The following is a 19,894-nucleotide window of genomic DNA, read 5'->3' as shown; positions in this document are numbered from 1 at the left end:
TCGCGCCGTATCCTCGGGACCATGCAGGTCTATCAGCAGCTTCTCCGACGCATCCTCGACGAGGGCGTCCGCAAGGACGACCGCACCGGCACCGGCACGCTCTCCGTGTTCGGCCACCAGATGCGCTTCGATCTGGAAAAAGGCTTTCCGCTCGTCACGACGAAGCAGCTACACCTGCGCTCGATCATCCACGAGCTGCTCTGGTTCCTGGCAGGCGAGACCAATGTCCGCTCGCTTCAGGCCAAGGGCGTGAGCATCTGGGACGAATGGGCCGATGCAAACGGCGATCTCGGCCCTGTCTACGGCAAGCAATGGCGCTCTTGGGAGCGACGAGACGGCTCGACGGTCGACCAGATCGCACAGGTCGTCGAGCAGATTCGGGCGAACCCGGATTCGCGCCGCCTCATCGTCTCGGCCTGGAACCCGGCCGATCTCGACAAGATGGCGCTTGCCCCCTGCCATTGCCTCTTCCAGTTCTACGTCGCGGAGGGCCGGCTCTCCTGCCAGCTCTATCAGCGCTCGGCCGACGTCTTTCTCGGCGTGCCCTTCAACATCGCGAGTTACGCCCTGCTCACCGCGATGATCGCCCAGATCACCGGCCTACGAGCGGGCGACTTCGTCCATACGTTCGGCGACGCCCATCTCTACCTGAACCACCTCGAACAGGCGCAGACCCAGCTCGCCCGCGCGCCGCGCGCCCTGCCGACCCTGCGCCTGAACCCCGAGGTGCGGTCGCTGTTCGATTTCACGTTCGAGGACATCGCCATCGAGGGCTACGCGCCGCATCCGGCCATCAAGGCTCCGGTGGCGGTCTAAGTATCATGCAACTTTTAGTGGCAAAATTGCTTGACGGTTCTCTTCAGGCGTAGGTTTTGAAAGTTTGTCAGCAAGAACAGGTAAAAAGCTGCTTACTTTATCTTTTTGATTTCCGACGTAGAAATCACTGATTTCTCGGTGTCTAACATATTTATTCCGTCGCTCAAGAACATTAATTTCAAATGGATATTGATCGTGGTCAGATGCGGGCCAGCTTTGACTTTCGGTGACAGCCCAATAGCGCTTATCAAAGCGTTCTGTGAAATGCGCGTCTCCATTTTCAATTTGATGAAAAACTTCTGTAAGATAGATTTTTGTAAACAAATCCGAAAAAATTTTGTAAATCTGAGCTCCGCCAATTACGATAATTTCACTTTTCTCTTTTAATATTGAATGTGTGTCTGCAAGAAACAAAGCCATTTCTCTGTTTGTTGCCCAAAACAGATCTTTGCCATCTGCTTCATTCGACCTCGAAAGAATTATATTTATCCTGTTCGGTAGCGGGCGACCTAGTGATTCAAATGTTTTCCGCCCCATGATAACCACATGATTTTCCGTAACTTTACGGAAAAATCTCATGTCGGTGCGAATGCGCCAGGGTAGTTGATTTTCACAGCCGATTACATCGCCGGGCCTGCTGCGTGCCACAATGTAAGAAATTGAAGGCATCGGGCGTTCGATAGGCTTCATGCTTCAATCATTTTTTCAAGCAGCGGTTGCATTGCTGCTCTGGGGGCGAGCGGACATGATTCGCCATGGCCGTTAAGGGAGGGTTCGCTTATTCAGCCTTCCTAGCCGGGAGTTCCCATTAGATCGAATCTAGTTTTTAGGGCGGGAGTTCAAAAGAGCGGCTGCCTGCTCTGGCGCGACGGACACGCTTGAGATGCCGTTCATCCATCTGGCGCAGATCTCGATTTCATCCCGGCATGATCAAGGTTTTTTGCAGCCCGTGCGCGGCTGCACGCGATGTTTTGGGCGTTGCGGCGGAGGTTGCGGATGCCCACCTCACGGCCTTGACATGAACGGGTGCGGCCAATCAGGTGCGCTCGACCATACGGATCCGTTAAGTCGTTTCCGGCAGCGGGAATCCAGCGATCGATCGTGGTGGGGCGCCGTTCGGAGCGGGCGGCATCCTGCGGATCGGAGCCGGAGCAGGAGTCTACGTCGAGAATGCCTTGGAGCAATCAGAGCGGCGGCGGCAGCGGTGGGGGAGGCGGCCCCTGGGGCAACCGTCCCGGCGGTGGCAATGGCGGCGGTGGCGGACCCTGGGGCGGCGGAGGCGGTGGTGGCGGTAAGACGCCTCCCGACCTGGAAGATCTGATCCGCCGCGGTCAGGATCGCCTGCGTGGGATCATCCCCGGCGGTTCCGGCACCGGCGGCGGCTTCGGTGGTGGCAAGGGCCTGCTCTTCGTCGCCGTGATCCTCGTCGGCGTCTGGCTGCTCACCGGCCTCTACACGGTGAAGCCCAACGAGGTCGGCATCAACACGGTGTTCGGGCGCTATACCGGCCAGACTGCGTCCGGCTGGAACTACAACTTCCCCTATCCGATCGGCAGCGTGGTCAAACCCAATGTCGGCCAGGTGAACTCGGTGGTGGTCGGCTACCGGGCCGGCGCCGGTGCGGCGCGTCAGCGCGACGTGCCCGAAGAGAGCCTGATGCTCACCGGCGACGAGAACATCGTCGACCTCGACTTCGAGGTGCAGTGGCGCATCAACCCGCTCAAGGCGGATGATTACGTGTTCAACCTCGAGAACCCCGAGGGAACGATCAAGGCGATCTCCGAGAGCGCCATGCGCGAGGTGATCGGCCGCCGCAACATCCAGGCGATCCTCACCAACGAGCAGTCGAGCATCGCTCAGGAGGTCAAGGAGATCCTCCAGACCGCGCTCGACGAGTACGGCGCCGGCGTGCGCATCGAGGTGGTCCAGCTCACCAGCGTGAACCCGCCTCCCGAGGTCCGGCCGGCCTTCATCGACGTGAACGCCGCGCAGCAGGACGCGCAGCGCGCCCGCAACGAGGCTGAGACCTATGCCAGCCGCGAAGTGCCGCAGGCCCGTGGCCGCGCGTCGCAGATCGTGCAGGGGGCCGAGGCCTATCGCGATCAGGCCACCGCTGAGGCGAGCGGTCAGGCCGCGCGCTTCACGCAGGTCTACAACGCCTACAAGGCCGCGCCCGACGTCAGTCGCGAGCGCATCTTCCTGGAGACGATGGAGAAGGTTCTGGGCTCCGTGAACAAGGTCATCATCGACCAGAGCGGGACCGGCGCTGCCGGCGCCAATGCCGCGGGCGTGCTGCCCATCCTGCCCCTCGGCGACCTCGCCGGCCGCGGTGGAGCTGCCCGATGAACGGCTCCGCCTTCCGCACTGGACTGATCGTCCTCGCAGGTCTCGTCGTCGTCGGCCTCTATGCGTCGGTCTTCACCGTCGGGCAGATGCAGCAGGCGCTCGTGCTCCAGCTCGGCCGCGTACGCGCCGTGCTGAACCCGCACGGAGAGACCAAGCCCGGCCTCTACTTCAAGGTGCCGTTCACCGACTCGGTCGTCATCTTCGATAAGCGCGTGCTCGATCTCGACCTGCCGGTCCAGACCCTGCTCACCGCCGACCGCCAGAACCTCGAGGTCGACGCCTTCGTGCGTTACCGGATCGTCGACCCGCTGAAGTTCTACCAGTCGGTCGGCAACATTCCTCTGGCGAACCAGAGGCTGTCGAGCTTCACCAACTCGTCCCTGCGCAACGTGCTGGCCCGCTCCAGCCGCGACGCTATCGTGCGGACCGACCGCGTCGAGCTGATGAACGAGATCCAGGAGGACGTGAACAAGCAGGCTAAGCAGCTCGGCGTCGAGATCGTCGACCTGCGCATGACCCGCGTCGACTTGCCCGCCAAGAACTCGCAGGCGGTCTACGACCGGATGACCTCCGAGCGGAAGCGCGAGGCGGCCGACATCCGCGCCAACGGCGACCAGGCGGCGGCCACCATCAAGGCCAAGGCCGACAAGGAGGTCACCGTTCTGCTCGCCGATGCCACGAGCAGTTCGGAGAAGCTGCGCGGCCAGGGCGAAGCCGATCGGAACCGCATCCTAGCCGAAGCCTTCGGCAAAGACGCCGACTTCTTCGCCTTCTACCGCTCGATGCAGGCCTACGAGCAGAGCATGAAGGGGCAGGACACGCGCCTGGTGATCAGCCCCAACTCGTCGTTCTTCCGCTACTTCAGCGATCCGATGGGTCGCCCGGCGGCGAGCGCCAAGCCCTGACGGCCACGATCAAGAGCGGCCCACGCGCCGCTCTTGATCGCGCGCGATCGGCGCCGATCTATAGGCACGCTTCAAGAAGGAACCGCACCATGCGTCTCGCCATGAGCGCCGTATCGGGCCACGGCCGCCCGGCCCTCTGCCAGCGCGCGAGATCGGCACTCGCTGCCGTGATGATCGCTGCGGTGCTGCCGATCTCGGTGGCGCCCGCGCTGGTGCCGCAGGCGGCCCTGGCCAAGGGTCCGGAATCGCTCGCCGACCTCGCCGAGCAGGTCACGGACGCGGTGGTGAACATCTCGGCCTCGACCACCGTCGAGAAATCCGCGCGCGGCGGCCGGGCGATGCCGCAGCTGCCGCAGGGCACGCCCTTCGAGGATCTGTTCGAGGAGTTCTTCAAGAAGCGCGGTCAGCGCGGCGACAACAACAAGGGCGATGACGATAGCCAGCGCCAGTCGCGCAAGTCGAACTCCCTCGGCTCCGGCTTCATCATCGATGCGGCCGGCCTCGTCATCACCAACAACCACGTCATCGGCGACGCCAACGACATCCAGGTCATCCTGCATGACGGCTCGAAGCTGAAGGCGGAGATCGTCGGCAAGGATTCGAAGATCGACCTCGCCATCCTCCGTGTGAAGCCCGAGGCCGGCAAGCCTCTCAAGTCGGTGCCGTTCGGCGATTCCGACAAGATGCGTCCGGGCGACTGGGTGATGGCGATCGGCAACCCGTTCGGCCTGGGCGGCTCGGTCTCCGCCGGCATCGTCTCGGCACGCGGACGCAACATCGAGTCCGGTCCCTACGACAACTACATTCAGACCGATGCGGCCATCAACAAGGGCAATTCGGGCGGCCCGCTGTTCAACATGAACGGCGAGGTCATCGGCATCAACACGGCGATCCTCTCGCCTTCGGGCGGCTCGGTGGGCATCGGCTTCGCCGTGCCCTCGAACACCGCGAGCCCGGTGCTCGACCAGCTCCGCGAGTTCGGCGAGGTCCGCCGCGGCTGGCTCGGCGTGCGCATTCAGACCGTCGACGAGGCCACCGCCGAGGCGCTCGGCCTGAAGGGCGGTCCGAAGGGTGCGCTGATCGCCGGCGTCGACGACAAGGGTCCGGCTAAGCCCGCCGGTCTCGAGGTCGGTGATGTGATCACGAAGTTCAACGGCACCGCCGTGAAGTCGTCGAGCGAGCTGCCGCGCATCGTCGCTCAGACGCCGGTGGGCAAGACCGTCGAAGTCGTGGTGGTCCGCAAGGGCGAGGAGATGACGAAGTCGGTGCTGCTCGGCCGCCTCGAAGACGGCGAGAAGGCTCAGCTCGCCAACGTCAAGCAGGCCGAACCCGAGAGCGCCGTTCGTCAGGCCCTCGGCCTCAACCTCTCCGGCCTGACCGACGAGCTGCGCAAGAAGTTCAACATCAAGGACACCGTGAAGGGCGTCGTGGTCACCCGCGTCGACCCGAATTCCACGGCGGCCGACAAGCGCATCTCCCCCGGCGAGGTCATCGTCGAGGTCGGCCAGGAAGCGGTCAGCACGCCCGCCGACGTCACCAAGAAGGTCGAAGCGCTGAAGAAGGAATCGCGGAAGTCCGTTCTGCTGCTCATCGCGGGCGCGAGCGGGGACGTGCGGTTCGTGGCGCTGGGGCTGGACTGAACGCTCACACGCCCGTCATTCCGGGTTCGCCTACGGCGCCCCCGGAATGACGGCGTTTGTGGCGTGGCACTACGCCACGAACTCCGCCGCGGAATAACCCTGCAGGTAGAGCAGCGCCGTCAGGTCCCCGTGCTCGATCCTGACTCGGGCAGCCGCCGCAACGGCCGGCTTGGCCCGGAACGCCACGCCGATACCGGCCTCGCCGAGCATGGCGAGATCGTTGGCGCCGTCGCCCACCGCCATGGTGTCCTCCGGTGCGAGGCCGAGCTTTTCCTGCAATTCCAGAAGCGTCGCGCGCTTCGCCTCCGCCCCGACGATGGGCTCCGCTACGGTGCCGGCGAGCTTGCCGTCGGCGAGGTCGAGCCTGTTGGCGCGCGTCTCGTCGAAGCCGATCATGCCGGCGATCGGGCCGGTGAACAGCGTGAAGCCGCCGGAGACCAGGCAGGTATGGGCGCCGTGCGCCTTCATCGTCGCCAATAGCGTCCGGCCGCCCGGCGTCAGGGCGATGCGCGTCGCGATGAGATCGTCGGCCACCGTCGCCGGGAGCCCTTTCAACAGGGCGACGCGCTCGCGAAGGGCCGGCTCGAAGGCGATCTCGCCGCGCATGGCGCGCTCGGTGATCGCCGCAACCTCGGCCTTGATGCCGAGGACGTCGGCGAGTTCGTCGATGCATTCCTGCTCGATCATGGTCGAATCCATGTCAGCCAGGAACAGCCGCTTGCGCCGGTGCGGACCGGCCGGCAGCACGGCCACGTCGAACGGCTCGCCGGCGAAGCGCTCGTCGAGTCGGGAGGTCAGTTCCTGCGCCCGCTCGATCGGCGCATCGACCAGGAATTCGGCCGCCACGCCGTGATACAGCAGGCGCGGCGGATGCTCCGTCGCCAGCGTCTCGCGGGCATCGCTCAGGATCGCGCCGGTGATGGCGGGACGGACCGGGTTTGCTATCAGCGTCGCGACGAGGGTCATGCCAGGATCACGAAGGGAGCAGTGGGTGTCGCCGGTCACGGAGGCAGGGGCCGGGCGGCCGGCGGCGATCCTCATCGCAGGGCCGACGGCCTCGGGCAAGTCGGCGCTGGCGCTCGCCCTGGCGCGCCGGTTCCAAGGGACCGTGATCAACATGGACTCGATGCAGGTCTATGCCGACCTGCGACGGCTCTCGGCACGGCCGTCTCCGGAAGACGAGGCGCAGGCACCGCACCGTCTCTACGGCACGATCGACGGCGCTGTGAATTTTTCGGTAGGAAATGTTTCACGTGAAACGTCCGAAATCCTAGAAGAGGTCTGGCGAAACGGCAGCCTTCCGATCTTCGTCGGAGGCACCGGGCTGTATTTCCGGGCACTGGACGAGGGGCTCTCCGACATGCCGACGGTGCCGGATGCGGTGCGCGAGGCCGTTCGCGCGCGCGCCGAGGGCCGCGAGACCGGTGCGCTGCATGCCGAACTCGCTCGGCTCGATCCGGCGGGAGCCGAGACGCTTCGCCCTTCCGACAGGATGCGGGTGATGCGCGCTCTCGAGGTGTTCGAGGCGACTGGCCGGCCGATCGGCGCATTCCAGGGCCGGCGCCTTCCCGGCCCGCTGGCCGGGCGCTCGCTGCTCAAGCTCTTTCTGGACGTCGATCGGGACGAGCTGCGCCGCCGCATCGATGCGCGCTTCCTCACGATGATGCAGGAGGGTGCCCTCGACGAGGTCGCGGCCCTACGGGATCGCCGGCTCGATCCGATGCTGCCGGTGATGCGGGCGCACGGAGTACCGGGGCTGATCGCCCATCTCGACGGCGAGATCTCGCGCGACGAGGCGATCGCGCGAGGGCAGGGCGACACCCGCCGCTACGCCAAGCGCCAGTTCACCTGGTTCCGTCATCAGATGGGCGAGGACTGGATCTGGGCCGATCCCGAGACCGTGCGACGGATCGCCGAGGAGCGCCTCAGCGCTCCAGGCGGGCGATGAGGCTCGACGTATCCCAGCGGCCACCGCCCATCGCCTCGACGTCCGAGTAGAACTGGTCGACGAGGGCCGTCGCGGGCAGGTGCGCGCCGTTGCGACGGCCTTCGGCGAGCACGATGCCGAGATCCTTGCGCATCCATTCGACGGCAAAGCCGAAATCGAACTTGCCGGCATTCATGGTCTTGCCGCGGTTCTCCATCTGCCAGGAGCCGGCCGCACCCTTCGAGATCACGTCGAGCACCGCCTCGATGTCGAGGCCCGAGCGTTTGCCGAAATGGATCGCCTCCGACAGGCCCTGGACGAGACCGGCAATGGCGATCTGGTTGACCATCTTGGTGAGCTGGCCGGAGCCCGACGGGCCCATCAGCCGCGAAGCCTTGGCGAAGGACATGATGGCCGGCTCGACCTTGGCGTAGCTTGCTGCGTCGCCACCGCACATCACGGTGAGCGCGGCGTTCTCGGCGCCAGCCTGTCCGCCCGAGACCGGGGCGTCGATGAAGTGCAGGCCGGCCGCATCCGCTGCTGCCGACAGCTCGCGGGCGACTTCCGCCGAGGCGGTGGTGTGGTCGACGAAGACCGTGCCCTTCGTCATTCCCGCGAAGGCACCGGTCTCGCCGAGAACGACGCTGCGCAGGTCTTCGTCGTTTCCGACGCAGGCGAAGACGATCTCCTGGCCGGTCGCGGCCTCGCGAGGCGTGTCGGCGGGGGCGCCCCCATTCGCCTGCACCCAGGCATCGGCCTTGGCGCGGGTGCGATTGTAGACCGTGACGTCGTGGCCCTTCTTCGCGAGATGCCCCGCCATCGGCGAGCCCATCACGCCGAGGCCCAGGAATGCGACCTTCGCCATCGACCGTCTCCAAACGAATGCAGAATGCGGCCCCGTCTAGGAGGGCTGTCCGGGAGCGTCAATCTTGGGACGCCTGCAGAAAATCTCGATCACACCCATATTGTCGTGGTCGGGCGATATTGCCCGCGAGGGCCGTCGCATGGGTGCCCCGGAACTGATCGGATTGGGTGCCAGTATCGGCCTGCTGTCGGGCTGGCGAATCTACCTCTGCACGTTCGCCCTCGGCCTCGCGATGCATTACGGTTGGGTCCAACTCCCCCAGCACCTGCACGCGCTCGACGCGCTGGCGAGCCCGACGATCATCGGTATTTCCGCCGTCGGCCTGATCGCCGAGTTCTTCGCCGACAAGATCCCGTGGCTCGACTCGCTCTGGGACGGCATCCACACCTTCATCCGCCCGATCGGCGGAGCCTTGCTCGCCGCCGCCGTGATCGATCCGCAGGATCCGACCTGGCAGATCGCGAGTCTCCTGCTCGGCGGGAGCGCGGCCCTGCTCACCCACGGCGCCAAGGCCAGCGCGCGGGCCGTCGCCAATGCGAGCCCGGAGCCGTTTTCGAATATCGGCCTATCGCTCGGTGAGGATGTCACGACGACGGGATTATTGCTGGCGGTGCTGATCCATCCAGCCGCGGCGGCCACCGTCGCCGGACTCATCGCGCTGGCTGCTGTGGCGGCGATCGTCGTTCTCTGGCGCCTGTTGCGCCGGATCTACGCGAAGCGCGATCGGGAACCGGCACAGCCGGCGATGCGGTAAAAGCGGCCGCTCAGCCGCCCGTCACGCTCATATGCCGCGGCACGGCGGCGGGCCGTGCCCGCTCGATGACGAAGTCGTGGCCCTTGGGCTTGCGGGCGATGGCGTCGATAACCGCTTGCCGCAGCAACTCGTCATCCTCAGACGCCCGCAGCGGCGCTCGCAGATCCGCCGAATCCTCCTGGCCGAGGCAGAGGTAGAGCTGCCCGGTGCAGGTGAGCCGGACGCGGTTGCAGCCCTCGCAGAAATTATGGGTGAGCGGCGTGATGAAGCCGAGCCGCCCGCCGGTCTCCTCGATCTTCACGTAGCGCGCCGGGCCACCGGTGCGGTGGGCGAGCGGGGTCAAAGTGAACTGCTCTTCCAGGTGCTCGCGGGCGACGGAGAGCGGCAGGAACTGGTCGGTGCGGTCGCCGTCGATCTCGCCGAGCGGCATCACCTCGATCAGCGTCATGTCCATGCCGAGACCGTGTGCCCAGCGGATCATGTCGGGGATCTCGTGCTCGTTCAGGCCCTTCAGCGCAACGGCGTTGATCTTGACCTTGATGCCGGCTTTGCGCGCCGCCTCGATGCCGGCGAGCACGGTCGGCAGGTCGCCGCGCCGGGTGATGTCCTTGAACTTGTCGGCATCGAGCGTGTCGAGCGAGACGTTCACGCGGCGGATGCCGAGATCGGCCAATTCCGGCGCGAAGCGGCCGAGCTGCGAGCCGTTGGTGGTCAGCGTCAGCTCATCGAGGGCGCCGCTGTCGAGATGCCGCGAGAGCCGACGGAAGAGCTGCATGATGTCGCGGCGGACCAAGGGCTCGCCGCCGGTGATGCGCAGCTTGCGCACGCCGCGCTCGACGAAGACGTTGCAGAGCCGGTCGAGCTCCTCGAGGCTCAGCAGGTCGCGCTTGGGCAGGAACTGCATGTTCTCAGCCATGCAGTAGCTGCAGCGGAAATCGCAGCGATCCGTGACCGAGATGCGCAGATAGGTGATTGCGCGGCCGAACGGATCGACGAGCGGCGACGGGCGCATCGGCGGGGGAGCGTCGTCTCGAACAGCCCACATATGCGTCTCGGAACGCGACTCGAAATCGGTTTGGGTTGCTTTATCGGCTGACAGGTCCAGCATCTGTATTCATATGAGGGTTCGGCCCCGAACGAGCAAGCACACGGGGCGCATCGCCACGGCGTGAGGATGACATGAGCGAGCGCTGGCCCACCGAGATCCGCCTGTTAGGCGACAAGCGCATGCTGCGCGTGGCCTTCGAGGATGGCGGCCGCTTCGATCTTCCCGCCGAGTATCTTCGCGTTTCGAGCCCCTCTGCCGAGGTGCAGGGGCACTCGCCGGCCGAGCGCAAGATCATCGGCGGCAAGCGCGAGGTGGCGATCCTCGCCGTCGAGCCCATCGGCAACTACGCCGTGAAGCTGTCCTTCGACGACCGGCACGATACCGGCATTTTCGGCTGGGGATACCTCTACGATCTCGGGCGCGAGTACCGCACGCGCTGGAAGAATTACCTTGCGGAGCTCGAAGAGCGAGGCCTCAGCCGAGACCAGGCCGCCTCGGTCCCCGTCGGCAAGGCCTCCAGCGGCGGTTGCGGCGACGGGTGCGGTTGCCACTGAAGCGGGTGTGGCGTGTCGGTCACGCGGCCCCGTTGCAACAGCGGCCGGAAGTCTTAACGAGAGCTGACGTCGATCCGGCACTTTTTCCATTTCGTTAACGATTTCGAGCCGACCTTGACCGTATAAAATACGGAGAAGGGAAGGCTCGACGCTCATGACACGTACTTCGCTCTTCGCTGCGCTCCTGATCTGCGGCGCTTCGCCCGCCCTCGCTCAGAGTGCCGATGCTCGCGCCGCCTGCGAGCCGGACGTGTGGCGCCTCTGCGCCTCCTACATCCCGAGCGCCAGCGCGATCACCCAGTGCCTTCGGAGCCAGAAGGCCAATCTCAGCCCCGGCTGCCGCATGGTCATGGATGGTGGCCACGCGGCGCCGAGCCGTCGTCGCTCCGCCGAGGCGCGCTGAACGACGTCAGACGGCCGCGGCCGGATCGCCGTCGATCGTGTTCTCGCCCTCCGTGTCGCGACGCCGGTCGCGGCTCGGGCGGCGTTCCAGCAGCGCGCGCCCGATGGCGCGCAGTGGCGCTGTGAGCCGGCGCGCGTCATCCGCTCGCTCCATGAACCGCTCGCCTTGGCGGATCTCCTTGTCGAGCCGCGCCATGGTGCGCGCGAGCGCCGGATCGTCGTCGTCGAGCCAGACCTGAACGACCCGTGCGAAGGCGATCACGCTGCCCTGCAGCCGAAGGCGACCGAGCGATCCTTCGGTGTCAATCCCGGCGGCGGCGAGCATGAAGCGGTGCGAGTTCAGCGCCACGCTGTTCAGCGCCATCATGGAAAGTGGATCGCCGCGCAGCGCGTAGGAGATCCGCCGGAGCGCCGTCTTGTACGGTGCCATCGCGTCGAGGCGACGCATCAGCACGTCGAACAGGCGTTCGCGCGCCGGCTCCTCGGCCATGTCCGAGAAGTCACGGTCCAGGACCTTGCCATCGATCACGCGCGACAGGCCGCCGAGCACGGCACCCTTTGAGGGAAACAGGTCGCGGAACTCGGCGAGCGTGATCTCGGCCTCGCGGGCGATGTCGCCAATCTCGATGTCGTTCCAGGGCTGAACGGCAGCGAGCCGCATCAACGCCTCGACCACGGCCTCGCGGGGATTGGGCTTCTTCTTGGCCTTTGGCTTCGGATCGGCGGCATCCATGATCGCGCTCCGTTCGGGACTCTCCAGACCCATGTAGGGGGCGATCGGCCCGTGTGCAGCCGAACCGCGATCGCGTGGATTAGCCGGCGAGTTCCCCGGCCCGTCGCCGTGCAGCTTCAACGGCCTCCGTGAGCAGGTCGGGTACGCCGCCTTCCCTCATCAGCACGGCGAGCGCCGCTGCGGTGGTGCCGCCGGGAGACGTGACGTCGCGGCGAAGCTGGCCGGCCTCGATCGGGCTCGCGTCGAGCAGCGCGCCGGCCCCGGCCACCGTGGCACGCCCGAGCCGCGCCGCCATCTCCGGCGGCAGGCCAGCCTTCGCGCCGGCATCGGCCAGGGCTTCGGCGAGCAGGAAGGCATAGGCCGGTCCCGAACCGGACACCGCGGTGACCACATCGATGAGCGCCTCGTCGTCGACCCATTCGACGAGGCCGGAGCAGGCGAGGAGCGCGTCCGCGGCTCGACGCTGTTCCGGCGTGACCGCCGCGCTGGCCACCGCACCCGTCGCGCCACGACCGATGCTCGCCGGCAGGTTGGGCATGGTCCGCACGAAGGCGCGCGTGCCGGGCAGGCGCTCCGCCAGATTCGCCAGGGTCTTGCCGGCGAGGATCGAGAGGACGAGCGTATCGCGTCCGACGAGCGGAGCCAGCTTGGGCGCCGCAGCTTCCAGGCCCTGCGGCTTGATCGCGAGGACCATCACCTCCGCGATCGGCGGCTGGCTCGGGTTGAGGGCGATGCCTCGTTCCTGACAGAGGGCGGCGATGTCCGGACCGATCTGCGGATCGACGACCGTCGTGGTGTCCGGATCGAGTCCGCCGTCGAGCCATCCCTTGAGCAGCGCGCCACCCATCTTGCCGGCGCCGACGAGAGTCAGCGAGGCCGGCAATGATCCCCTGTCGGTTCCGGTCACGGACGGCTCAGGCCTCGCCTTCGGTCTCGAACAGCACGGCGTCGAGGGCTTCGCGCGCCGGCTTGCCGGCCCAGAGCACGAACTGGAAAGCCTGGTAGTAGCGCTCGCAGGCCTCGGCGGCGGACTTCATCAGCATCGCGCACTGGGCCTGCGTCGGTGCGATGCCGCCGGTCAGGAGCAGCGAGTGCCGGAACATCACCACGTTATCGTTCGACCAGAGATCGAAGTGGCCGATCCAGAGCTGCTCGTTCAGCATCCCGATCAGTCTCGTCATCTCGACGCGGCGGCGATCGGGCACCTTCAGGTCGAAGGCGCAGGCGACGTGCAGCGCCTCGACATCCTCGATCCAGGTGAAGGCGACGTGATACTCGGTCCACTTGCCCTCGACGGTCACGGACATCTCGTCCGTCTCGGCGCGGTCGAAGATCCAGTCGCGCAGGGAGGCCAGCCTCTCGACCACGTCGAGCGGGTGCTCTGGCCGATCAAGTTCCTCGATGATGTGCAGCTGGGTCATGGCGATCCAAATTGTCGATCCGTTCATGACCGATGAACGGTTCGGCGGTGAAGCAAAGGCCGCGACGAATCCGAGAGCGTGCCGAAACGAAACCTACGCAGGGGCGTGGATTCGTTCGGAGATCAACGGTCCGAGCGTTCGAGGAGTTGTTCTGTCAGGCGCGAATCAGTGCCTAAACGTTTATAGCCTGCGTTCCCCGCATCGTTCAAAGCGTTGTCACGGGATGAATGGTGGGCAACTGCACTTTCCACCGCTCGTTCCTGTGTAAAATGCATCAGACGGATTCGGTGTTGCCGGCAGGACTCGCATCCGTGCCGAGCCGGGATTCCAGGGCGGCGACGCGGGCTTCGAGTGCGTCGTTGCGGCTGCGCAGAGCGGTGACGAGGTCGCGCAGAACGTCGACCTCTTCGCGCGACGCGATGTCCATGTCGCGGATCAGGCGCTCGATCTGAGCCTTGAACAGGGTCTCGGCCTCACGGCGTACGCCCTGAGCGGCACCGGTCGCGTCGGTGAAGATCCGAGCGACGTCGTCGAAAAGGCGGTTCGAACTCTGCATCGTCGTCTCTCGGATCTATCGGCGGCGACCCGCAGAACTGCCCGCGAATCAGTTGTCTTCCGACATAGGAATCCGCGGGAGTCCCGGCAATCACCGATCGCTGGATCGATGCGGGTTTCAGGGGATTGTGAAGATCTTGCTCGCGAAACATCGCGTTACAAAGATTGTGTTGCCCTGATCTACGAACTGGCGGGATGAGCGAGCATACTGACGATCGAAGATTTTGACGGCCGCCATGACGACCCCTACCAGCGCGACCACGCCCCACATTCTCGTCGTCGAGGACGACCGGGAGATCAGCGCGCTCGTCGCGCGCTATCTGCGCGGCAACGAGTGCCGGGTCAGCCTCGCCGTCGATGGTCGCGAGATGGACCGCGTGCTGGCGGAGTCCCGCATCGACCTCGTCGTGCTCGACCTGATGCTGCCGGGTGAAGATGGCCTGAGTCTGTGCCGCCGCCTACGCGCAGCGTCAGCCATGCCGATCCTGATGCTCACTGCCAAATCCGAGGAGATCGACCGGATCATCGGCCTGGAGACCGGCGCCGACGACTATCTCGCCAAGCCCTTCAACCCGCGAGAGCTACTTGCGCGCATCCGGGCGATCCTGCGCCGGGGCAACAGCAACGGCGCCGAGCGGCCGGAGGTGGAGGAGGCCCGGCGTCTGCATTTCCATGGCTGGACGCTTGATACCGGATTGCGCCAGGTGCTGAGCCCTGAAGGCGCCCGCATCGCCATCACGGGCGCGGAGTTCGACCTGCTGCACGCGCTTTGCCTGCGGCCGGGCCGCGTGCTCTCCCGCGACCAGCTTCTCGACCTGACGCAGGGGCGCAGCGCCGGCCCCTTCGAACGCAGCATCGACGTGCTGGTCAGCCGTATCCGCCAGAAGCTCGAACAGGACCCGCGCAATCCCGAGATCATCCGCACCATCCGCTCCGGCGGCTACCTGTTCGCGCCCGAGGTGACCCGCTCATGAGCACCGGCACCACGATCGCCGCCCCGGTTGCCTCGAAAACCGCGCGTCCGGCCGGCCTGCGCCGCTTCTGGCCGCGGCCGAAAAGCGTCGCCGGCCAGATCGCCCTGCTCGTCGTCGCGGCGATCGTCGCCTCGCACGCCGCCGCGGCGGTGGCGCTCTTCGCGATGCGCGAGCCCTGGCGCGCCGAGACGCGCCCAGGCGTCGCCGCCAACCGCCTCGCCGTGATCGCCCGGCTGCTCGACGAGACCGCGCCCGAGGGACGCGACGCGATCATCGCGGCAGCGGGGCGAAGCTTGCCGAACCTTCGTCTCGAGGCCTGGCAGGGCACTCCGCCCGCGATCGAGAGCGAGCGGCTGCGCGAGCGCCCGATCATCGGACGCCTGCTCGATGGCTACGGGCGGGAGCTGGCGCTTGCCGATCTCGCGCCCGATGCCAGTCCCGAGGAGCCGCCGGTCCTGCATATCGGGCTGCGCACGCCTGCCGGAGCGCAGCTTCAGGCGACGCTGCCGGACGATGCGCTCGAACCGCCCAAGCGCGGCGCGATCATCTTCAGCTTCCTGTTCCTCGCGACCACGCTGACCCTGCTCACCGTCTGGGCCACCCGCGCCCTCACGGCGCCGTTGGCCCAGCTCGCTGGCGCCGCCGAGGCGTTCGGCACCAGCCGGGTGCCGCTTCCCTTGCCGCGCCGGGGGCCAGACGAGGTGCTGGCTCTCGCCGCCGCCCTCGATCGGATGAGGGCGCGCGTGAACCGCCTGATCGACGACCGCACCCAGATGCTCGCCGCCATCAGCCACGATCTGCGCACGCCGATCACCCGCCTGCGGCTGCGCGCCGAGTTCATCGAGGACGATCAGGCCCGCGAGCGGACCCTTCGCGATCTCGACCAGATGAACGCGCTGGTCGAGGCGGCCCTCGCCTACGCCCGCGACGAACGCGGGGCCGAGGGCGGCTCGACGGCCGAGAAACCGCTGATCGACATCGCCTCCCTGGTCCAGACCGTGTGCGACGACTATTCGGATACCGGCGCGAACGTGAGCATGGAGCAGGCGCGCCACGTGCTGATCCGGGCGCATCCCGAGGATCTCGAACGCGCGGTCAACAATCTCGTCGACAATGCCGTGAAATACGCCGGGAGCGCCCGGCTTTCGGTCTCGAAATGCACGAACGGCGTGGCGATCGAGGTGGCCGATGATGGCCCCGGCATTCCGGAATCCGAGCGGCACGCCATGCTGCAGCCCTTCGTGCGCGGCGACCGTGCCCGGAACCTCAACGATGCCAGCGGTTTCGGCCTCGGCCTGTCGATCGTGCTCGCCATCGTCGAGGCCCATGATGGGCGGCTGACGCTGGAGAACAGGCCGGCGGGAGGCCTGAGCGCGCGCATCGAGCTGCCCGGCACGCTGGCGGCGACCGGCGGTCAGAACGCGCGTCAGCCCGAGGCCGCTTAGGGCAGGTCGCGAAGAAACAGCGCTTCGTCGCGAAGGCGGCTCGCAGACCATCGAAACGCTGGAGCCGTGATCTGCGGCGCTTCTGTTTCGAGCGGGCCGCGCCGCTGCTAGAGGAACGCCACGGCACCGCGGCTTGCGGGCCGCGGGAACGACGGCTCCATGGACTCCCATTCCGACGTCTGGCTGGCGGCGAGTATCGTCGTGATCTCGCTTCTGCTCTCGGCCTTCTTCGCCGGTGCGGAGACCGCCTTCACCGCGGCGTCGCGGGCCCGGATGCTCTCGCTGGAGACGGGCGGCAGCACGCAGGCCGCCCTCGTCAACCGCATCCTGGCGATCCGCGAGCGCTTCATCGGCGCCATGCTGATCGGCTACAACGTGGTAGCGATCGGCGCCTCCGCCTTCACCACCAGCGTGCTCACCAGCCTGTTCGGGTCGAGCGGGGTGATCTACGCCACGGTGGCGATGTCGGTGCTCGTCATCGTCTTCGCCGAGGTGCTGCCGAAGACGCTCGCCATCAGCAATCCCGACCGCATCGCCCTGCTGCTGGCCCGGCCCGTCGCCTTCTCGGTGGGTCTGCTCGGACCGCTGGCGGTGGCGACCGAGGCAGCCGTCCGCCTGATCCTGAAACCCTTCGGCATCTCGATCGGCGAGCACGGCTCGATCCTGTCGGCGACCGAGGAGATCCGTGGGCAGGTCGCCCTGCTCCACCGCGAGGGCGGCGTCGGACGCGCCGAGCGCGACATGCTCGGCGGCCTGCTCGACCTCAACGAACTCACCGTCTCCGAAGTGATGGTCCATCGCACCAAGATGCGCACCATCAATGCCGACCTGCCCTCCGAGGAGATCGTGCGCGAGGTGCTGGCCTCGCCCTACACACGCATGCCGCTCTGGCGGGAAAAGCACGAGAACATCGTCGGCGTGCTCCACGCCAAGGACCTGCTGCGCGCGCTGGATGCGGCCGGCGGCGACCCGGCGAGCCTCAAGGTCGAAGAGCTGGCGCTGGAGACCTGGTTCGTGCCGGACACGACCTCGCTGCGCGACCAGCTCAAGGCCTTCCTCGCCCGCAAGACGCACTTCGCGCTCGCCGTCGACGAATACGGCGAGGTGATGGGCCTCGTGACCCTCGAAGACATTCTCGAAGAGATCGTCGGCGACATCGCCGACGAACACGACGTCACGATTTCCGGTGTCCGGCCGCAGCCGGACGGCTCGGTGACGGTCGATGGCGGCGTGCCGATCCGCGACCTCAACCGGGCCATGGATTGGAACCTGCCGGACGAGGAGGCCACCACGATCGCCGGCCTCGTCATCCACGAGGCGCGGGCGATCCCCGACACGGGGACCACCTACAACTTCCACGGCTTCCGCTTCCAGGTGGTGCGCAAGGCCAAGAACCGGATCACGTCGCTGCGGATTTCGCCCCTGCTCCCGGCCCTGCCGAAGCCGGCCGGGGAGGAGTAACCCTCAGCGCCGCGAGGGGTGCAGCGCCTGCGCCGACTTCGCCGCGCGCACGATCTGCACGAACTCGGAGCGATAGCCGTAGGGGTCCTCGCCGCGCGCGGCAGAGGCCCATTTCGCCACGTCGTCGAGCTTGAGCTTGCCGGTCCATTTGCCGCCGCGCAGGATCTCGCCGAAGCCCGCGACGGCGGTGGCGAAGCGCGCATCCTCGTCGGCCTTGTCGAAGCTCGGCTGCTCGACGGACGGGCCGACCGGTGTCTCGATCAGCTTGCTCACGTCTTGATCGGGCTGCTTGTAGCGGACCTTCACGAAGGCATATTCGCCGGCCTGCGAGGCCGTCTCGGGTTTGGCCTCGCCGTAGCGCAGCGGGGGAACGGTGCGCGGGCCACCGGCCGGCACGATCTCGTAGAGCGCCGTCGCGGACTGGCCCGAGCCGATCTCGCCGGCATCGACCTTGTCGTTCTCGAAATCCTCGCGGGCGAGCGCGCGGGTCTCGTAGCCGATCAGCCGGTATTCGGCGACGGTGGTCGGGTTGAACTCGACCTGGATCTTCACGTCCTTGGCGATCGGGAACAGCGTGGCCGTCGCCTCCTCGACCAGCACCTTGCGGGCCTCGTTGATCGTGTCGATGGTCGCGGCGGTGCCGTTGCCGTTCTGGGCGAGCGTCTGCATCAGCGCGTCGTTGGTGTTGCCCATGCCGAAGCCGAGCACCGACAGGAAGATGCCGGTCTCGCGCTTGCGCTCGACGAAGCCCTTCAACTCTTCCTGGCTGGTGATGCCGACATTGAAGTCGCCGTCGGTGGCGAGCATCACGCGGTTCACGGCTTTCGGATCGAAGTTGCGCTCGGCCAGTGCGTAGGCCTGGCGCAGGCCCTCGCCGCCGGCCGTGGAGCCGCCTGCGCCGAGGCCTTCGATGGCGGACAGGATCTTCTGCTTGTCGCTGGCCGGGGTCGGCTCGAGCACCGTGCCGGCCTCGCCGGCATAGGCGACGATGGCGACGCGGTCCCCCTCGCCGAGCTTGGTCAGGAGCAGGCTGAGCGACTGCTTCACCAGCGGCAGCCGGTTCGGCCCGTTCATCGATCCGGAGGTGTCGACGAGGAAGACGAGATTGGCCTTCGGCCGCGTCTCAGGCTGGATCTCGTAGCCCTTGATGCCGACCCGCACGATCTTGCGGCCTTCCGCCCAGGGGCTCGGGAACACGCTCGCCGTGACCTTGAACGGCGTCTCGCGGTTCTCCGGGACCGGATAGTTGTAGGGGAAGTAGTTGATCAGCTCCTCCGTCCGCACCGCGGCGGCCGGCGGCAGGACGTTGCGGTTGAGGCTGGCACGGACATAGCCGTAGGACGCGGTGTCCACGTCGATCGAGAAAGTCGAGACGGGCGCTTCCTGGGTCGACTTGAACCCACTCTGCGGCTTGCCGTCGAACTTTTCCTGGCCGACCGGCTCCGCGGGTTGGGCCGGAGCCTCCATCGCCGCAATGGATCGCGCTGGAGCCGGCGCCGCCGGCCGCGCCACATCGCCCGAAGACCTGAAAGCTTCCTTGTGCAGGGCGCGCGGCTGCGGCTGCCCGCTCGGCGGTGGAGACGGCTTCGAGAGCAGAGTGGGTGGCGGCGCAGGAGGCGGCATCGGCGCGACTGCCGGCGGCGCGGCATGACCGGCTTCCGCGCCGACCATGGCCATCGTCTGGTTGGCGGCCTCGGCTGCGCGCTGTCGCTGCGCAGCTTCATCGCGCAGCTTGCCTGCCGTGGCATCGGCCGGAGGCATGGTCGTTACGGGTGGCGGCGACGCGGCGGTGTCGCGCTTGTCATCGGCGGCCTGTTCAATGACGCTCTTCGGGATCGGCGCAGTGTCCTCTGCCGGTCGACCGAAGGGCGCGCCTTGCTCTCGCGAGAGCTGCCAGGCGATGGGCGCCGCGACGATGACGACGACGGAAGCCGCCAGGGCGGTGCGGATGGGGGTCATGGAAAACGTCCTCTTTCGAGTGTGACGTTCCCTTGGACGCGCGCTGCCGGCAGATCCTTTGAGCTCATCGAAACGCGCGAGCGCGGCAC

General features: G+C 66.7%; 20 protein-coding genes. 11 read left to right on the top strand and 9 right to left on the bottom strand.

Annotated elements, in window-relative coordinates; translation table 11 throughout:
* Window positions 1-21 precede the first annotated feature (21 nt).
* Window positions 22-816 carry a thymidylate synthase gene (locus GGR33_RS06080; RefSeq protein ID WP_183503569.1) on the top strand — a complete coding sequence of 265 codons (795 nt, stop codon included), beginning with the start codon at window positions 22-24 and terminating at the stop codon, window positions 814-816.
* Between the two features lie 3 nt (window positions 817-819).
* Here GGR33_RS06080 and GGR33_RS06075 read toward each other — a convergent pair whose 3' ends face one another.
* Complete coding sequence (locus GGR33_RS06075; protein ID WP_183502915.1) at window positions 820-1,506, bottom strand: dihydrofolate reductase; 687 nt, start codon at window positions 1,504-1,506, stop codon at window positions 820-822.
* A gap of 480 nt (window positions 1,507-1,986) precedes the next feature.
* Here GGR33_RS06075 and hflK point away from each other — a divergent pair, with 480 nt between their 5' ends.
* From hflK to GGR33_RS06060, 3 genes are all read left to right on the top strand, one after another.
* Window positions 1,987-3,162, top strand: a complete 1,176-nt coding sequence (hflK, locus tag GGR33_RS06070; protein WP_183502913.1) for an FtsH protease activity modulator HflK — start codon at window positions 1,987-1,989, stop codon at window positions 3,160-3,162.
* Window positions 3,159-4,067 (top strand): protease modulator HflC, encoded by a 909-nt coding sequence (gene hflC, locus GGR33_RS06065; RefSeq protein ID WP_183502911.1) that lies wholly within the window; start codon window positions 3,159-3,161, stop codon window positions 4,065-4,067. Before hflK ends, hflC begins: the two co-directional genes overlap by 4 nt.
* An 89-nt stretch (window positions 4,068-4,156) precedes the next feature.
* Complete coding sequence (locus tag GGR33_RS06060) at window positions 4,157-5,707, top strand: DegQ family serine endoprotease (protein ID WP_183502909.1); 1,551 nt, start codon at window positions 4,157-4,159, stop codon at window positions 5,705-5,707.
* Between the two features lie 69 nt (window positions 5,708-5,776).
* Here GGR33_RS06060 and serB read toward each other — a convergent pair whose 3' ends face one another.
* The gene (gene serB / locus GGR33_RS06055; RefSeq protein WP_183502907.1) at window positions 5,777-6,673 is read right to left on the bottom strand and encodes a phosphoserine phosphatase SerB; all 897 of its coding nucleotides are present in this window, start codon (window positions 6,671-6,673) and stop codon (window positions 5,777-5,779) included.
* On the opposite strand from serB, the gene miaA reads away from it, so the two are divergent.
* Window positions 6,672-7,655 (top strand): tRNA (adenosine(37)-N6)-dimethylallyltransferase MiaA, encoded by a 984-nt coding sequence (gene miaA / locus GGR33_RS06050; RefSeq protein ID WP_183502905.1) that lies wholly within the window; start codon window positions 6,672-6,674, stop codon window positions 7,653-7,655. The two genes, serB and miaA, sit on opposite strands and share 2 nt — an antisense overlap.
* On the opposite strand, the gene GGR33_RS06045 is transcribed toward miaA, so the two are convergent.
* On the bottom strand, window positions 7,633-8,499 hold the full coding sequence (locus GGR33_RS06045) for an NAD(P)-dependent oxidoreductase (protein ID WP_183502903.1): 867 nt from the start codon (window positions 8,497-8,499) through the stop codon (window positions 7,633-7,635). The genes miaA and GGR33_RS06045 overlap by 23 nt on opposite strands.
* 139 nt (window positions 8,500-8,638) lie before the next feature.
* On the opposite strand from GGR33_RS06045, the gene GGR33_RS06040 reads away from it, so the two are divergent.
* Window positions 8,639-9,253, top strand: a complete 615-nt coding sequence (locus GGR33_RS06040) for a DUF4126 domain-containing protein (protein ID WP_183502901.1) — start codon at window positions 8,639-8,641, stop codon at window positions 9,251-9,253.
* Window positions 9,254-9,263: 10 nt separating this feature from the next.
* Here the strand turns inward: GGR33_RS06040 and moaA are convergent, their stop codons facing one another.
* Complete coding sequence (gene moaA, locus GGR33_RS06035) at window positions 9,264-10,298, bottom strand: GTP 3',8-cyclase MoaA (protein ID WP_425488748.1); 1,035 nt, start codon at window positions 10,296-10,298, stop codon at window positions 9,264-9,266.
* A 134-nt stretch (window positions 10,299-10,432) separates the two neighbouring features.
* Between moaA and GGR33_RS06030 the strand changes: the two genes are divergently transcribed.
* Entirely contained in the window at window positions 10,433-10,855 is a 423-nt protein-coding gene (locus GGR33_RS06030; RefSeq protein ID WP_183502897.1) for a gamma-butyrobetaine hydroxylase family protein, read from the top strand.
* A 154-nt stretch (window positions 10,856-11,009) separates the two neighbouring features.
* Window positions 11,010-11,258 (top strand): hypothetical protein, encoded by a 249-nt coding sequence (locus tag GGR33_RS06025; protein ID WP_183502895.1) that lies wholly within the window; start codon window positions 11,010-11,012, stop codon window positions 11,256-11,258.
* Between the two features lie 6 nt (window positions 11,259-11,264).
* On the opposite strand, the gene GGR33_RS06020 is transcribed toward GGR33_RS06025, so the two are convergent.
* The 4 genes from GGR33_RS06020 to GGR33_RS06005 form a co-directional block, all read right to left on the bottom strand.
* Entirely contained in the window at window positions 11,265-11,990 is a 726-nt protein-coding gene (locus tag GGR33_RS06020; RefSeq protein WP_183502893.1) for a TetR/AcrR family transcriptional regulator, read from the bottom strand.
* 79 nt (window positions 11,991-12,069) lie between these two features.
* Window positions 12,070-12,897, bottom strand: coding sequence for a pyrroline-5-carboxylate reductase (gene proC, locus GGR33_RS06015; protein WP_284211262.1), 828 nt, complete (start codon window positions 12,895-12,897; stop codon window positions 12,070-12,072).
* A 7-nt stretch (window positions 12,898-12,904) separates the two neighbouring features.
* On the bottom strand, window positions 12,905-13,411 hold the full coding sequence (locus tag GGR33_RS06010) for a type III secretion system chaperone family protein (protein ID WP_183502891.1): 507 nt from the start codon (window positions 13,409-13,411) through the stop codon (window positions 12,905-12,907).
* A 274-nt stretch (window positions 13,412-13,685) separates the two neighbouring features.
* Window positions 13,686-13,967 carry an accessory factor UbiK family protein gene (locus GGR33_RS06005; protein WP_183502889.1) on the bottom strand — a complete coding sequence of 94 codons (282 nt, stop codon included), beginning with the start codon at window positions 13,965-13,967 and terminating at the stop codon, window positions 13,686-13,688.
* A 235-nt stretch (window positions 13,968-14,202) separates the two neighbouring features.
* Here GGR33_RS06005 and GGR33_RS06000 point away from each other — a divergent pair, with 235 nt between their 5' ends.
* From GGR33_RS06000 to GGR33_RS05990, 3 genes are all read left to right on the top strand, one after another.
* Window positions 14,203-14,940, top strand: coding sequence for a response regulator (locus GGR33_RS06000; RefSeq protein ID WP_183502887.1), 738 nt, complete (start codon window positions 14,203-14,205; stop codon window positions 14,938-14,940).
* The gene (locus GGR33_RS05995) at window positions 14,937-16,385 is read left to right on the top strand and encodes an ATP-binding protein (protein ID WP_183502885.1); all 1,449 of its coding nucleotides are present in this window, start codon (window positions 14,937-14,939) and stop codon (window positions 16,383-16,385) included. Before GGR33_RS06000 ends, GGR33_RS05995 begins: the two co-directional genes overlap by 4 nt.
* A 159-nt stretch (window positions 16,386-16,544) precedes the next feature.
* On the top strand, window positions 16,545-17,846 hold the full coding sequence (locus tag GGR33_RS05990) for an HlyC/CorC family transporter (protein WP_183502883.1): 1,302 nt from the start codon (window positions 16,545-16,547) through the stop codon (window positions 17,844-17,846).
* A 3-nt stretch (window positions 17,847-17,849) separates the two neighbouring features.
* Here the strand turns inward: GGR33_RS05990 and GGR33_RS05985 are convergent, their stop codons facing one another.
* Window positions 17,850-19,805, bottom strand: a complete 1,956-nt coding sequence (locus GGR33_RS05985; protein WP_246412866.1) for a vWA domain-containing protein — start codon at window positions 19,803-19,805, stop codon at window positions 17,850-17,852.
* Window positions 19,806-19,894: the final 89 nt, after the last annotated feature.

This window comes from Methylobacterium brachythecii (genome assembly GCF_014196345.1).
In the GTDB taxonomy this organism is placed as follows: domain Bacteria; phylum Pseudomonadota; class Alphaproteobacteria; order Rhizobiales; family Beijerinckiaceae; genus Methylobacterium; species Methylobacterium brachythecii.
The sequence above is the reverse complement of the archived record's forward strand: the minus strand, read 5'-3'. Positions and strand labels throughout refer to the sequence as shown.